We start from the raw sequence: 16,171 nt of genomic DNA, 5'->3' as shown, positions 1-16,171 counted from the left end.
CGCTTAACGATGGCGTTTCCAGGTCTGCGACGGCAGTTCGCCGAAGCGTTTGCGATAGGCCTCGGAAAACCGCCCCAAGTGCATGAAGCCATGATCCAAAGCCACCTCGGTCACGCTGCGCGTGCTGCTCAGTTGCAAGCGTGCGTGCACCCGTTCGAGCTTGCAGCGGCGTACATACTCGCGCGGCGACAACCCCACCTGGCGCGCAAACAGGCTGTACAGCGAACGTTCGCTGACGTTGGCCACGGCCATCAACTGCTCGACGCTGATGTCATCGCCCAGGTGCTGCTGGATAAATTCGCGCACCGCTTCAAACCCACCGCCATGGGCAGCCTGGGGGATCACCCGCGACACATTACTGCCCAGCAATGCCAGCAGCTTGTTGGCCACGATGCGTTCGTACAGGCCCTGCGTGTGGGGCTCGGCAGCGTTTTCCGCCTCATGGCAGATCAGCCCGAGCAACGGCAGGAAGCCGCCCATTTCACTGAGCGCGTGGCGCGCCGTCGCGAAGCGGATGCCCACCTGCGGCAGGCTCCAGTGCTGCTCCAGGCAGGCGTTTTCCAGCAGGCGCACCGGCAGTTTGATGATGAATTTCTCGCAGTCGGCGGAATAGGTCAGGTCGACCGGATCGTCCGGGTTGATCAGCAGGATTTCCCCCGGCCCGAACACGTCATCCTCGCCACGCGAACTGGAGCGGCAATGCCCGCGCAACAGGATCTGCAGGTGATAGATGGTCTCCAGCGCCACCGATGTGACCCGTACCGGTGCGCCGTAGCTGATGCGGCACAGGTCCAGGCTGGCGAAGGTGCGATGGCTGATACTCGCCCGGGGCCGGCCCTTGGGAGGCAGGCGAATGCAGTGGCTGCCCACGTGCTGGTTGACGTAGTCCGACACCGCGTAGGCATCGGCGCCCCGGAAAATCTGGCTGCGCTCACTCAATAGCACGGTCATGGTTGCGACTCTTTTATCGTTATTGGGCTCAGGCTGACGCCTGGGTACGGGGGCGTCCAATATGGAAAAAGTCTGAAGGGATACCCTGGAGGTATTGTCAGGCGTTCTGCGCCAGGCTTTCAGCGGCGCATCGGGGTGCACAGGGCTTGAGGTGGGCATGGCGTGCTAAAACTTTGAAACAATACCCTTGGCCGGATTGGGCGGGGACCTAGCGATACCCCCGCGCCTGAACATCGAACAACTCGGCATAGCGCCCACCCGCCGCCATCAGCTGGTGATGGCTGCCCTCCTCAAGGATTCGCCCGCCGTCCAGCACGATGATGTGGTCGGCATTGCGCACGCTGGAGAATCGATGGGAAATCAACAACGTCATGCGGCCCTTGGCGTGTTCGCGAAAGTGCTCGAACACCGCCGCCTCGGCGCCGGCGTCCAGCGCGGCCGTCGGCTCGTCAAGAATCAGCAGATCCGCCTCCTGGCGCATATACGCGCGTGACAAGGCGACTTTCTGCCATTGCCCACCCGACAACTCCTGGCCGCCGAGCCAGCGCCCTAACGGTGTGCCGTAGGCCTTGCTCAGGCGTTCGATGAACTCGGCGGCCACCCCCTGGGTGGCGGCCGTGCGCCAGCGCGCCTCGTCGTTCAGCGCATCGACGTCACCCACGCCAAGGTTCTCGCCGACGGTCATCTGGTAGCGGATGTAATCCTGGAAAATCACCCCAATGCGCTGGCGCAGTGTCTGTTCATCCCAGTCTTGCAAGTCGCTGCCATCCAGCAGAATGCGCCCCTCGTGTGGGGTATACAGGCGCGTGAGCAGTTTGATCAGGCTGGTTTTGCCCGAGCCATTCTCGCCCACCAGGGCAAGGCTTTGCCCCGGCGCCAAGTGCAGGTTGATGTCCGTCAATGCCGGCCGCTCAGCGCCGGGGTAACTGAACCCCACGTGCTCGCAGCGCAGACCGTCGCCGGGACGCGCGCCCTGGGTAAGCCGGCCACTCGGCACGACCACGGGGGTTAGCAGGTACTCATAAAGGTCCGACAGAAACAGACTGTCGTCATACAGGCCGGCAATTGCGCTGAGGCTGGCGGTGATCGCGCTTTGCCCCTGCTTGAACAGCACGATGTACATGGTCATCTGTCCCAGGCTGGTCTGGCCGCGCACGGTGTCCAGCACCACCCAGGCGTAAGCCACATAAAACGCCGCGGTGCCCAGCAGGCCCAGGGCAAAGCCCCAGGCATCGCGACGCACCGTCAACTGGCGGTCCTCGGTGTACAAGCGCCGAGCGTTATCGCGGTAGCGCTGGAGGAACAGCGGCGCCAGGCCGAACAGCTTGACCTCTTTGGCATGGGTCTCGTGGGACAGCAGCGATTCCAGGTAATTCTGCTGACGGGTCTCGGGCGCGCGCCGGTGAAACAGGCGAAATGCATTGCCCGAGAAATGCGTCTCGGCGAAGAACACCGGTAAGGCGCCGACCACCAGAATCACCAGCGCCCACGGCGAAAAGTGCACTAACAGCACGGCAAAGCTGATCAGCGCGATCAGGTTCTGCACCAACCCCAGGCCCTTGGTTACCAGGCTCAGCGGCCGTGTCGACGCGCCCTGGCGCACGCGCACCAGCTTGTCGTGAAACTCGGCGTCTTCAAATTGCAGGAGTGAGAGGGTCTGGGCTTTCTCCAGAATCATCAGGTTGACCTTCACCCCCAACTGCACCCGCAGCAACGATTGCTGCATTGACAATGCACGCTGGGCGGCGGCCAGCAGCGCCAACACGCCCGCCTCGGCCAGCACGTACTGCATCACTGGCCACACGGGCGCCTGGCTGCCGGCTGCATGAATCTGCATCGCGTGCACCACGCCATCGACAATACGCTGGCCGATCCAGGCAGCCAGCGCAGGCAACAGACCGGCAATGATGGTGGCCAACAGCAAGCCTATAAATAAGGGACGCGACGTCCCCCACACCAACTTCAGTGCCCTGCGCGCCTGGCTGGAAAACGCGCTCAATCGATTGAACAGCACCATGAATGGCATGGACTCCGTGTGGGGGCTGGGGTGAAACGGGTGGATTATGGCAGGCGATGGTGTTGCGCACATCCAACGGCGCGCGCGACGCCGAAGCGCCCAGCTAGTTGCGCCTGCCCACCGCCTTGTAACGCCCGTGGAGAGGATTGCTGAGGGTAGGACACTTCGGGCGCTTCAGGCTTCTTTGATCACGCGCATAGTGGCGGCGTTAGGGGCGTAAATGGGGACTAACGCCATTTTTTCGCCTGACGCTACCGCTCTAGAGCCCCGTCACAATGTTCTCGGCGACGCGGACAGCCTCTGAGCCGCCGGCGTCGGTCAAGCCCCGCCGACGCTCAACCGCTCCCACAAAAAGCGGTAGACCAACGCTTTCATGTACGCACTCTGCGCGTTATCCGCCGCCCCCCCATGGCCGCCTTCGATGTTCTCGTAATAGGTGACGTCCTGGTTGGCCTCGATCATCCTGGCCGCCAACTTGCGGGCGTGGGCCGGGTGTACGCGGTCATCACGGGTCGAGGTGGTGAACAACACTGGCGGGTAGGTCTGCGCCGGGTCGAACAGGTGGTAAGGCGAAAACGTCTGGATGTAGGCCCACTCTTCGGGTACGTCCGGGTTGCCGTATTCTTCCATCCACGAAGCCCCGGCCAGTAAGTGGTGATAGCGCTGCATATCGAGCAACGGCACCTGCACGACTACGGCGCCTAACAGTTCAGGGTACTGGGTCAGCATGTTGCCGACCAACAGGCCGCCATTGCTGCCACCTTGCACGCCCAAGTGCCGGGGCGCGGTGACTTTTCGGCTGATCAGGTCTTGCGCCACTGCGGCAAAATCTTCGTAGGCACGCGCGCGATTGTGCTTGAGTGCGGCCTGGTGCCAGCGCGGCCCGTATTCGCCACCGCCGCGAATGTTGGCGACGGCATACACCCCGCCTTTGGCAAGCCAGGCGCGGCCCAGCCCGCCGGAATATTCCGGGCACAGCGAATACTCGAAACCGCCGTAGCCATACAGCAAGGTTGGCGCACTGCCGTCGTACTGCAACCCTTGCTCATGCACCAGGAAATACGGCACACGGGTGCCATCCCTCGACACTGCAAAATGCTGCTGCACAACATGGCGACTTGCATCGAAGAACGCCGGCATGGCTTTCAGCGCATGCGGTTCAGCGCCGATTTCAGCCAGTGAAAGCGTGACCGGCGTGAGGTAGTCCCGGGTAACCAGCCAGACCGCGTCACTGTCATCGCTGTCGACCGCACTCACGTCCACCGTCGCCATCGGCGGCGCGCCGATAAATGCGCTGCGCGTCCATCCTTCATTGCTGGGCGTCAACACGCTGAGACGATTCCTGACGTCATCCAGAATGTTCAGCACCAAGTGATTGCGCGTCCAGTCCATGTCCGCCAGCGAGGTGCTGTCAGACGGCGCAAACAACACGTCGAAATCGCGCCCGCCGGCCATGAACTGTTCAAACTTGATCGCCAATAACGAGCCGGCGACATAGCCGTCACCCACTGGCCAGTCGTCCCGTAATTTCAGCAGCAGCCAGTCTTTGTGCACTGACTTTTCGGCTGAGTCAGGCGCGTCGATTTTGCGCAGTTTGCCGTCGTCGGCCCGCAGGTATAGCTCATCGTTGTAGAACGCCAGCGTACGGCTGACAAAATCACGCGCGTAGCCCGGCGTACTGTCGTGCATCGCCGCAATATACATATCGTCGTGCTGACCTTCGTACACAACAGTGGCCGCGCTCAACGGCGTTCCGCGCTGCCACTGTTTGACGATGCGCGGGTAGCCCGAGCGCGTCATGCTGGCCGCACCGAAATCAGTGAACACATACACGCTGTCCTGGTCGATCCAGCCCATTCCGCCCTTGGATTCCGGCAGTTGGAAGCCGTCTTCAACCCAGGTTTTGCCGACCAGATCAAATTCGCGCGTGACGCTGGCATCCGCCCCGCCACGGGACAGTTCAATCAGGCAGCGCTGATAGGTCGATTGCGAATGGCCCGGTCGCAGGCAGTTGGCGCCATGCCATACCCAGTTCTCGCCCTCAAGGGTGTTCAACGCGTCGATGTCCAGCACAGTTTCCCAGGCGGGTTGGACCTTGCGGTACTCCTCCAGCGTGGTGCGACGCCACAGTCCACGTGGGTGGGCGGCGTCAATCCAGAAGTTGTAATAGTGCGTGCCGATTTTTTCCACGAAAGGGATATTGCTGTCGCTATCGAGCACCGCCAGAAGCTCGGCTTGCAGCGCCTTGAAGCTGTCCGATTGCGCGAGGCGTGTATCGGTCTTCTGGTTTTGCGCCCGTACCCAGTCCAGCGCCCTGGCACTGTCGACCTCTTCAAGCCATTGGTACGGATCGTGGAAGGTGGTGGGTTCTGTTGGGAGGTTTGACATGATCGAATCCTGTCGAAAGCGGTACTGAAAAATTACCCGTGAGCGTTCACGGTTTGCCCTTGCGGCGCGTAGAAGTCGGCCATGTAATCGACAAACGCCCTGACGTTGGGCGCCAGATACCTTGATTGCGGATAGAGCGCGAAGTAATGCCGTTGGCCCAGCGAATAGTTGGGCAGAATGGAGACGAGTTGCCCTTGCGCAAAATTAGCGCGCACGGTGGCCTGGGTAAAACACGCAATGCCGGCGCCGGCCAGTGCAGCGGCGTGCAAGGCGCTGAGGGTATTGGTGTTGAACTGCCCCGTTGGCGTGACCTTGACCGGCGCACCACGCGGCGGGCACAGCTCCCAGTCGGATGAGGCGCCGATAAACGCCAGCAAGCGATGGCCGTCGAGTTCCTGGGCCGTGCGTGGCAAACCGTGGCTGTTTACATAGGCGGGCGACGCCACCAGGACCAACTTTGAAACCGTCAGGGTGCGTGCGACCAGCGTGGTGTCAGCCAGTCCACTGGCGATACGGATAGCCACGTCGAACCCTTCGGCGACCAGGTCGACGAACTGATCGTCGCAGCACAGCTCAAGTTCGATATCGGGGTAGCGCTTCTGGAAACCCGGCAGCCAGTGCGGCAAGTCCAGCGTGCCGACCACCAGCGGCACGCTGACCCGCAACAGGCCTTTGGGTTGCTGGTGCCCCTGCGCCATGGCCAGGGCGGCCGCATCAAGGCGATCGAGAATATCGACGCACGCTGCGAAGTAGTGCTCACCGGGGCTGGTCAGGCTGAAACGCCGGGTGTTGCGGTTGATCAACTGAACGCCCAGCGCCACTTCCAGTTGCTGCAATTGCCGGGAAATCGTCGAGTGGGTGGTGTCGAGCCGCTCTGCCGCCGCAGAGAAGCCCTTGGCCTCGACGATGCACCGAAAGGCGCGCATGGCAGATAACTGGTTCATGAAGCGAGTGTGACTCCAGGCGAGCAGTCCGGTGGATCAGTGCACGGGCAAGGCGACGATTTGCGCAGTGCTCAGCACCGAACCGAAGGTGTCTTCGATTTCCGCCAGCGCCGCATTGTGCAACGCGTCCTTGGACACCGAATCCCCATTGGCGCGAGTGATTGCGCGGGTGGCAGTGGCATCGGATGCTACCACAACGTCGTAGCCCAACGGCACCGCGTCACGCGCAGCACCGGCGACACAGGCGTGGGTCATCAGCCCGGAAATGATCAGCGTCTTGATTCCGGCTTGCTTCAACTGGGCGTCGATATCGCTGCTGGCGAACACACTCACGGTGGTTTTTTGAATGACTTTGTCCTGTGCACGCGGCTGCATCAACGGGTGGAAGTTCACCGTTTTACCGCCCTTGGCAAACACCGCTGCGCCCTCCGCAGCCAAGTGCTGCACGTGGATCACCGGAATATGTTGCTTGTCGGCAAACGCAATCAAGCGCTGGGTGTTGGCCAGCGCTGTCATGCCATCCGGGATCGGCATGCGGCCCGTGAAGTATTCGTTCTGGAAGTCGATCACCAGCAACGCGGTGGTTTTCGGGTCCAACTGGTCGGTCGGCTTGGCACCGAACATGGCACGGATGGTCGGCTGCGCATTGGCCGGGGCATCGGCGGCGACGGCAGATTGTCCGAGGCTCATCAGCAGGCCAAGGCCGGCGATGACGGATTTAATCACGTGCGGCACGCTGACAGCGTTTGCGGCGCGCAGGGTCGTTTGAGCAGCAGTGATGGCATGGGACATGAGCGGGTTTCCTTAAGCAGTCGTCGGGTTGACGAGGCCAGCTTAAGCAGGCCCTGCTGTTTGATCCACGCACATAAGCAAACAATACCTGTGCTGTTTATGCACAGATACGAAGTCACGCGAACGTTTAATCAAGCGCGCCCAGCCCCGTCACCAGCGCATCAACTACCGTGCGGACCTTGGGCTGCGCTTGACGACCTTTAACCCAGGCCACAACGCCACGCGCTGACGCGCCCGTCAAACCCGCCATAGGCGATGCACCGACGCGGCTCAAGGTCGCGCCCAGCGGTGAGCTGCAGTGGCGAGCCAAGGCGGGTTCGGTTGGGCCTCATGCTGTGCGCAGGGCTGCTGGCAACGCAGCCGGCGCATTACATGTTCGGCATGCTGGTGCTGTTTATCATCGGCGGTGGACGCCTGTATTGACTGGGCGTTTCGATTTCGGCTGCGGTCACCGTCAAAGCGTCGGAATAAGCGCGTTGGGATGGATCAATGGGTCGAGCGGTTTGAATGCCATTGGCCGGCGACAGCACGACGATGGCCGTGTTCCTTGCACGCTGCGCAATAGACCTTTGTCATCAAGCCCATTGATAGCTGCCTAACGAAACCCGCATCCTAGAGGGCTAATCTCGCGCTTATATCATTCCGAATGATAGTTACCTTTGCTTCATTCGATTCGTGACATAGCACCTCGCCGCGCATGATCCGCCCATCTCAAATACATTGGCGGATGCACTCCATGGAACAGTCACTCAAACATTTGCGCTTCCCCCTGGCGATTTTGGCCGTGGTGGTCATGAGCGCGTGCGGCAAAACTCCGGAACAAGCGGCCGCCATGCCCCCTGCGAAAATCAGCGTGGCCAAGGTGCTCGAACAACCGGTCAACGAGTGGGATGAATTCACCGGTCGCCTGGAAGCGCCGGAAACCGTGCAGATTCGTCCGCGGGTGTCCGGCCAGATCGACCAGATTGCTTTCATCGAGGGCGCCCTGGTGAAGAAAGGCGACTTGCTGTTCCAGATCGACCCGCGTCCGTTCCAGGCTGAAGTGCGCCGTCTCGAAGCCCAGCTTGCCCAAACCAAAGCCGCCGCGACCCGTAGCGATAATGAAGCGCAACGGGGCGAACGCCTGCGTCAGAGCAACGCGATTTCCGCCGAACTGGCCGACTCGCGCACCACCGCTGCCCAGGAAGCCCGCGCGGCTGTCGCCGGGATTCAGGCGCAGTTGGACCTCGCCAAGCTGAACCTGAGTTTCACCCGCGTAACCGCGCCGATCAGCGGCCGCGTCAGCCGTGCCGAAATCACCGCCGGCAACCTGGTGACCGCCGACACCACGCCGCTGACCAGCGTCGTGTCCACCGACAAGGTCTACGCCTACTTCGACGCCGACGAGCGCGTGTACCTCAAGTACACCGAACTGGCCCGCGAAGGCCGCCGTGGCGCGACCACACCAGTGTACCTGGGCCTGTCGAATGAAACCGGCAACCCGCACCTGGGCCAGATGAACTTCGTCGACAACCAAGTCAACCCGGCCACCGGCACCATCCGTGGCCGCGCCGTGTTCGATAACAGCAAGGGCGAATACACCCCTGGCCTGTATGCCCGCTTGAAGCTGGTCGGCAGCGGGACCTACTCCGCGGTGTTGATCAATGACGAAGCGGTCGGCACCGACCTGGGCAAGAAGTTCGTGCTGGTGATGGACGGCGACAAACCGGCTTATCGCTCGGTGGAACTGGGGCCGAAGATCGAAGGCCTGCGCATCGTGCGCAGCGGTTTGAACAAGGACGACACCATCGTCGTGAAGGGCCTGCAGCGCATTCGCCCGGGTTCGCCGGTTGCACCGGAAACGATCCCGATGGCCAGCAAGGAAACCCTCGCCGCCTTGGCACAACAACGACAAGCGCTTGAAGCCAGCAACCTGGAGCAAGTGGCGCCGAATAAAGCCGCGCCCAAGCTCGCAGCCGTCGCGACTCCACGCGGTTAAGGGATACAACTCAAGATGAATTTTTCCAAGTTCTTCATTTCACGGCCGATCTTCGCAGCGGTGCTGTCGCTGTTGATCCTGATCGCGGGTGCAATCTCGCTGTTCCAACTGCCGATCAGCGAATACCCGGAAGTCGTGCCGCCGACCGTCGTGGTCCGCGCCAACTTCCCGGGTGCCAACCCCAAAGTCATCGGTGAAACCGTGGCCGCGCCCCTGGAGCAAGCCATCACCGGCGTCGAGAACATGCTGTACATGTCCTCGCAGTCCACCGCCGACGGCAAGCTGACCCTGACCATCACCTTCGCCCTGGGCACCGACCTGGACAACGCGCAGGTGCAGGTGCAAAACCGAGTGACGCGGACTCAGCCGAAACTGCCTGAGGAAGTCACGCGCATCGGCATCACCGTGGACAAGGCCTCCCCCGACCTGACCATGGTGGTGCACTTGACCTCACCGGATCAGCGTTACGACATGCTCTACCTGTCCAACTACGCCTTGCTCAATGTGAAGGATGAGCTGGCACGCCTGGGCGGCGTGGGTGATGTGCAGCTGTTCGGCATGGGCGACTACTCCCTGCGTGTATGGCTGGACCCGAACAAGACCGCGTCGCGCAACCTGACCGCCACTGATGTAGTCAATGCGATCCGCGAGCAAAACCGCCAAGTGGCCGCCGGTGCCCTCGGTGCGCAGCCTGCGCCGAATGCCACCAGCTTCCAGTTGTCGGTGAACACTCAGGGCCGTCTGGTGACGGAGGAAGAGTTCGAGAACATCATTATTCGCGCAGGCGATAACGGTGAAATCACCCGCCTGAAGGACATCGCACGGGTCGAGCTGGGTTCGAGCCAATATGCCCTGCGTTCGTTGCTCAACAACCAGCCGGCGGTGGCGATCCCGATCTTCCAGCGCCCGGGCTCCAACGCCATCGAGATCTCCAACGAAGTGCGCGGCAAGATGGAAGAGCTGAAAAAGAACTTCCCGCAAGGGATGGACTACAGCATCGTCTATGACCCGACCATCTTCGTGCGTGGCTCCATCGAAGCGGTGGTGCACACCCTGTTCGAAGCACTGATCCTGGTGGTGCTGGTGGTGATTCTGTTCCTGCAAACCTGGCGCGCCTCGATCATTCCGTTGGTGGCGGTGCCGGTATCGTTGATCGGTACGTTTGCGGTGATGCACCTGTTTGGCTTCTCGCTTAACGCGCTGTCGCTGTTCGGCCTGGTACTGGCGATCGGTATCGTGGTGGACGACGCCATCGTGGTGGTGGAGAACGTCGAGCGTAATATCGAGTTGGGGCTGCAACCCTTCCAGGCCACTGAAAAGGCCATGAGCGAAGTGACCGGCCCGATCATCGCCACGGCGTTGGTGCTGTGTGCGGTGTTCATTCCGGCGGCCTTTATCAGCGGCTTGACCGGGCAGTTCTATAAGCAGTTCGCGTTGACCATCGCGATATCGACAGTGATTTCCGCTTTCAACTCGCTGACCTTGTCCCCAGCCCTCGCCGCCGTGTTGCTGCGCGGTCATGATGCGCCGAAGGATCGCTTCTCCAAGGTGCTCGACAAGATCTTCGGCGGCTGGTTGTTCCGTCCCTTCAACCGCTTCTTCGTCAAGGCCAGCCATGGCTACGTCGGCACCGTACGCCGGGTTATTCGTGGCAGCGGTATCGCCTTGTTCCTGTATGCCGGGTTGATGGTGCTGACCTGGTTCGGTTTTGCCCACACCCCCACCGGCTTCGTACCGGCCCAGGACAAGCAATACCTGGTGGCCTTCGCGCAATTGCCGGACGCTGCGAGCCTGGACCGCACTGAAGAGGTGATCAAGCGCATGTCCGACATTGCGCTGAAGCAACCGGGTGTCGAAGCCGCAGTAGCGTTCCCGGGCCTGTCGATCAACGGGTTCACCAACAGCCCGAACAGCGGCATCGTGTTCGTGACCTTGAAGCCGTTCGACGAACGTAAAGACCCGAGCATGTCGGCCGGTGCGATTGCCGGTGCACTGAACGGCAAGTACAGCAGCATCGAAGAAGCCTACATGGCAATCTTCCCACCGCCGCCGGTACAGGGCCTGGGCACGATTGGCGGGTTCCGCCTGCAGATCGAAGACCGTGGCAACCTGGGGTATGACGAGCTGTACAAAGAAGTGCAGAACATCATCACCAAGAGCCGTACCACGCCGGAGTTGTTCGGCCTGTTCACCAGCTACACGGTCAACGTGCCCCAGGTCGATGCCGCCATCGACCGCGAAAAGGCCAAGACCCACGGCGTGGCGGTCAGCGACATCTTCGACACCCTGCAGATCTACCTGGGTTCGTTGTATGCCAACGACTTCAACCGCTTCGGCCGGACCTATCAAGTCAACGTGCAGGCTGAGCAGCAGTTCCGCCAGGATGAAGACCAGATCGGCCAGTTGAAAGTGCGCAACAACAAAGGCGAGATGATCCCGCTGGCGACCTTCATCAAGGTCAGCGACACCTCGGGGCCGGACCGTGTGATGCACTACAACGGCTTTATCACCGCCGAAATCAACGGCAACGCCGCACCGGGCTACAGCTCCGGCCAGGCCCAGGCGGCGATTGAAAAGCTGCTGAAAGAGGAACTGCCCAACGGCATGACCTACGAGTGGACCGACCTGACTTATCAGCAAATCCTCTCGGGCAACACTGCACTGTTCGTGTTCCCGCTCTGCGTACTGCTGGCGTTCCTGGTACTCGCGGCCCAATACGAAAGCTGGAGCCTGCCGCTGGCGGTCATCCTGATCGTACCGATGACGCTGCTGTCGGCCATTACCGGGGTGATCATCTCCGGCGGCGACAACAACATCTTTACCCAGATCGGCTTGATCGTACTGGTGGGCCTGGCGTGCAAGAACGCGATTCTGATCGTCGAGTTCGCCAAGGATAAACAGGCCGAGGGGCTCGATCCGCTCGCTGCGGTACTGGAAGCCTGCCGCCTGCGTCTGCGGCCGATCCTGATGACCTCGTTCGCCTTCATCATGGGTGTGGTGCCACTGGTGTTGTCCAGCGGTGCCGGTGCCGAGATGCGTCATGCCATGGGCGTGGCGGTGTTCTCCGGGATGATCGGGGTGACCTTCTTCGGCCTGTTGCTGACACCAGTGTTCTACGTATTGATCCGTCGCTATGTGGAGCGCAGCGAAGCGCGCAAAGCGGCCAAGGCCTTGAAGCTGGAGACACAGCAATGAGTGTGAAAGTCTTTCTGCCGAGCCTGCTGGTAGTGGCGCTGAGCGCCTGTGCCGTCGGCCCGGACTACACCACCGAAAAATTGGAGGCGGCCAATATCACGGCCGCCGCCGACACCAAAAGCTATGACCACGCCCGGTACGAAGGCATCTGGTGGCAGCAGTTCGAGGACCCGACCCTCAACCAACTGGTGACTCAGTCGCTGAGCGGTAACCGCGACCTGCGGGTGGCCTTCGCCCGTCTGCGGGCGGCACGCGCCATCCGTGATGACGTGGCCACCGACATCATGCCGGTCGTTACCTCTCGCGCCAGCAGTGATGTGGGCAAAGGCCAGATCCCGGGCCAGACCACCAAACGGGTCAACAGCGAACGCTACGACCTGGGCCTGGACATGGCCTGGGAAGTCGATTTGTTCGGCCGCATCCGCCGCAACCTCGAAGCCAGCGACGCTGACCAACAGGTGGCGGAAGCCGACCTGTACCAACTGCAAGTCACCATGATCGCCGAATTGGTAGACGCTTACGGCCAACTGCGCGGCGCCCAGCTGCGCGAACGCATCGCCTTGGACAACCTGAAGAACCAGCAGGAATCGCGCACCATCACCGTCAGCCTGCGTGATGCAGGCGTCGGCGACCAGCTCGACGTGGAACGCGCCGATGCGCGCCTGGCGGCAGTTGAAGCCAGCGTGCCGCAACTGCAAGCCGAGCAAGTGCGCGAGCGTAACCGCATCGCCACCCTCCTCGGCCAGCGCCCCGACAAGCTGAGCGTGGACCTGAGCCCGAAAGACCTGCCGGCGATTGCCAAGGCGTTGCCAATCGGTGACCCGGGGCAACTGCTGCAACGTCGCCCGGACATTCTCAGTGCCGAACGCAAACTGGCCGCCGCCACCGCCCGTATCGGCGTAGCCAAGGCGGACCTGTTCCCACGGGTCAGCCTCAGCGGCTTCCTCGGCTTTACCGCCGGGCGCGGTTCGCAGATCGGCTCGGCGGCGGCAAATGCCTGGTCCCTCGGCCCGAGCATCACGTGGGCAGCGTTTGACCTGGGCAGCGTGCGTGCGCGTTTGCGCGGCGCGAATGCCGAGGCCGATGGCGCCCTGGCGACGTATGAGCAGCACGTGTTGCTGGCATTGGAAGAATCGGAAAATGCCTTCAGTGATTACGGCAAACGCCAGCAGCGCCTGGTCTCGCTGATTCGTCAAAGTGAATCCAGCCGCGCCGCCGCCGACCTTGCCGCGATCCGCTATCGCGAAGGCACCGTGGACTTCCTGGTGCTGCTCGACGCGCAACGTGAGCGCCTGGCGGCGGAAGACTCACAGGCCCAGGCCGAAGTGGATTTGTATCGCGGGATTGTCGCGATCTACAAAGCCCTCGGTGGCGGCTGGCAGCCGGACACCGTCGTCGCCAGCAGCCAGTGAGGTAAAGAGCTCCTTTGGTTGGTCGCATCCAGCCAATTTTTTAGCCCTGCGGTCCATTCGGTCGCGGGGCTTTTTTTTGATGTTTGCAATGACCTTCACGGATTGACGGGAGTAAATCACTGACAACCGATGGGAGTGGACTATGCAGTCGTGGGCTGAGACGCCTTAGCCCAGTGAGGAAGAGGAAGCGACTCTCCGATCCACAGGCAGAGACGGTGATGCAAGGACATCACTTGTTCTTCACCACTGGAAACCCATTCCTCGCCGATGACAGCACTCCAGCACGCCTCTAGCATTGGTCGATGGTGCGTGCAAAACAGTGAAAAATCATTTGAACGATCTATTAGTATTCGCAAATATTCCATGCAGTTCCACGCCATTACGCTACGACGCTCTTCGCCCTCGTCACCCAGCAGCAACTGACGCAACCGTTCCTTGTTCTCAACGGTGTAAAGCGCTGAATCGTGACGACGCACTATCTCCAGAAGTGGATTCGGCGCGCTTTGCATTCGGCACAGGCTCATGCCACTGGCGGTTGTAAATAGCGCCAACGCTTCGTCCACCGCTGCACCCACTGTTATATCACTGACGCTCTGAACAAGCTGAGGGAGTGGCGCTTCGCTCCGGTACCGCACGCACTGGTAATACAACTGCGCCCTGTCCACGCAGCGCTGCGCGACACACTCGAGGATGCGCAGCTCGGCACTGCGTAACTCAGAGTCAGCAACACTGGAATGCGTGGTGAACAGGTCCAACATCCGACTGCATATCTGAAGGCTGCTCGCTGCATTTACCAACGCAGCACCTCGCTGTGGTGCAACCAGTTTTTCAAGAAAATGGATGATTGCTAGAGCGTGTTCCTGAGTCTTGTTGTGTTGCGCTTTGAATGTCTGCCCTTTGAGTTCTCTATTGCAAATTGCATACTGATCAAGGGTCATGTTCAAAAAGCGCGAGGCACAAATGTCCAGAGTCGTTTGGCCTCTGAACGCGGCCGCTCGTAGCGCTTCATCCGGCAACGCATCACGATGACTCATGGACCACTGCGTTATTACATCCATAAGTTCACGTTGGGTGAAGCAAGGCACGTGCGTTACCAGGCTCATTTCGTAGTCGATCTGCTCGGACTCTTGAAAGTTGCGCAAGCCTTGCAATTTCTCGATCAGTTGACGCAAGCGATGGAGCGCTGCACTTTCCAGCCCATATCCGGATGCTTCAAAGACCGCCTGGTGCACCGCAAAGGCTTCTGTTTTGCTATCAGGCCCTAAAGAAAGTGCGAGCGCCATCTTGCCTTTGCCCAACAGCCTCTGCTCGACAATTTTTGCGCACGCTGGCACTTCGCGCCTGAGCAGCGTCTGAAGAATAATCGCCTCCCATTTAAGCTCGCCGTCACCGTGACGCACTGCAACATCACGAAGGCACCCCAACTCACGTGCAATGGCACGCACCTTGCGCGGGTTGTCGGGAAACCACTGCGCCGTATTGGTCCTGGCCTGCTCAGGAATGAAGTCGCAACACTCTGCCAAGGCCCGTTCGCTCAGATGCTTACACTGGTGCGCAGATAGCGGTTCCAGTTCAAATGCAAGGTCGACAATCTTGTCAAGGAATGGCTGGCGAGAAGAAGAAAACGCGGTGGAATACTCCTTGAGCGAACACGTAATGATCTCTTTGTCGAACGCCAGCACAAATGCAAAATCCGGCCAGTCGAGATAATCACGCAAGGTCATCAGCGTGCTTGGCAGAATAGCCGGATCGGCTCGATCAAGATCGTCGATAAAAACAATGACTCGGGCGCCACGCTTGGCCAGGACCTCACGCAGACCTTCAAGCTCCTCCAGGGTCAGCTTCAACCGGTCCATCATGGTAGTTGCGACAGTTGCCACGAACGCTGCGCCCATGGAGATAGTCGTGGCGATATCGCCGTCCATCTTGCCCACTACCTGACCGGTTGCGCTGGTGACTGCCGCGGCACTCGACGAAACAGCTGCAAGCTTTCGCCTGCGCTCCGCGGGCCCGTACGGCTTGAGCCCCATGCGTTTTATTTCGACGCTCATCTTGTTACAGAGAGTGCTTATAAAACTGTCAACATCTGCCGCGCGCCCTGCAGATACATGGACGACCACGTCCTCATTGGCCATCGCAATGTTGTGCAGAAAGTTCAACACGCTGGTCTTTCCTGCCCCCCACTCGCCGTACAAACCGATGCGCGTGGAAAACCCGGCAGGCGCTGTCTTGATAGCCCGGTACATCGACTGCGCTACCGGCCAACGGTCGAGATAATCCTCTGACCTAAGCAATCTGGCAGCGTCATGGCCCGGTTGCGAATTCGCAAACTCAACACCCTGTACACGCGTTGATTCCTCTATTTCAGTGACGAGCGTTGGCTCCTCTCTTTCAACCTTTACGCGCGGCTTTTTCCACTTCCTGAGTGTCGATAACATTTACTACTCCTTCCTTGGCACGGTCTTTCGCGTTGAAACGTGCCACTCGCGGCTCT

Annotated in this window: 9 protein-coding genes; 3 read left to right on the top strand and 6 right to left on the bottom strand. The window is 60.6% G+C overall.

Features of this window, described 5'->3' with window-relative positions; all coding sequences use genetic code 11:
- Positions 1-3: 3 nt before the first annotated feature.
- The 5 genes from CPH89_RS24450 to CPH89_RS24430 all read right to left on the bottom strand — a co-directional run bounded on the left by CPH89_RS24450 (position 4) and on the right by CPH89_RS24430 (position 6,990).
- On the bottom strand, positions 4-951 hold the full coding sequence (locus CPH89_RS24450) for an AraC family transcriptional regulator (protein ID WP_053256200.1): 948 nt from the start codon (positions 949-951) through the stop codon (positions 4-6).
- Between the two features lie 208 nt (positions 952-1,159).
- Positions 1,160-2,968 carry an ABC transporter ATP-binding protein gene (locus CPH89_RS24445; RefSeq protein ID WP_053256525.1) on the bottom strand — a complete coding sequence of 603 codons (1,809 nt, stop codon included), beginning with the start codon at positions 2,966-2,968 and terminating at the stop codon, positions 1,160-1,162.
- 318 nt (positions 2,969-3,286) lie between these two features.
- Entirely contained in the window at positions 3,287-5,356 is a 2,070-nt protein-coding gene (locus CPH89_RS24440; protein WP_053256201.1) for a prolyl oligopeptidase family serine peptidase, read from the bottom strand.
- 32 nt (positions 5,357-5,388) lie between these two features.
- Positions 5,389-6,300, bottom strand: coding sequence for a LysR family transcriptional regulator (locus tag CPH89_RS24435; RefSeq protein ID WP_053256202.1), 912 nt, complete (start codon positions 6,298-6,300; stop codon positions 5,389-5,391).
- A 36-nt stretch (positions 6,301-6,336) separates the two neighbouring features.
- Positions 6,337-6,990, bottom strand: a complete 654-nt coding sequence (locus tag CPH89_RS24430; protein WP_053256526.1) for a cysteine hydrolase family protein — start codon at positions 6,988-6,990, stop codon at positions 6,337-6,339.
- A gap of 838 nt (positions 6,991-7,828) precedes the next feature.
- On the opposite strand from CPH89_RS24430, the gene mexE reads away from it, so the two are divergent.
- Genes mexE through CPH89_RS24415 form a run of 3 tightly spaced genes read left to right on the top strand, consistent with a single transcriptional unit; the run spans position 7,829 to position 13,677 of the window.
- Positions 7,829-9,070, top strand: a complete 1,242-nt coding sequence (mexE, locus tag CPH89_RS24425) for a multidrug efflux RND transporter periplasmic adaptor subunit MexE (protein ID WP_053256203.1) — start codon at positions 7,829-7,831, stop codon at positions 9,068-9,070.
- A gap of 15 nt (positions 9,071-9,085) precedes the next feature.
- Positions 9,086-12,265: an efflux RND transporter permease subunit gene (locus CPH89_RS24420; RefSeq protein ID WP_053256204.1), complete on the top strand. Its 3,180-nt coding sequence runs from the start codon at positions 9,086-9,088 to the stop codon at positions 12,263-12,265.
- Positions 12,262-13,677, top strand: a complete 1,416-nt coding sequence (locus CPH89_RS24415; RefSeq protein ID WP_053256205.1) for an efflux transporter outer membrane subunit — start codon at positions 12,262-12,264, stop codon at positions 13,675-13,677. The genes CPH89_RS24420 and CPH89_RS24415 overlap by 4 nt, the downstream gene beginning before the upstream one ends.
- 140 nt (positions 13,678-13,817) lie before the next feature.
- On the opposite strand, the gene CPH89_RS24410 is transcribed toward CPH89_RS24415, so the two are convergent.
- Entirely contained in the window at positions 13,818-16,115 is a 2,298-nt protein-coding gene (locus tag CPH89_RS24410) for a KAP family P-loop NTPase fold protein (RefSeq protein WP_053256206.1), read from the bottom strand.
- Positions 16,116-16,171 lie beyond the last annotated feature (56 nt).

The organism is Pseudomonas fluorescens (genome assembly GCF_900215245.1).
GTDB classification, from domain to species: domain Bacteria; phylum Pseudomonadota; class Gammaproteobacteria; order Pseudomonadales; family Pseudomonadaceae; genus Aquipseudomonas; species Aquipseudomonas fluorescens.
Note: the sequence above shows the minus strand (reverse complement) of the source record. Positions and strands in the feature narration are given on the sequence as shown.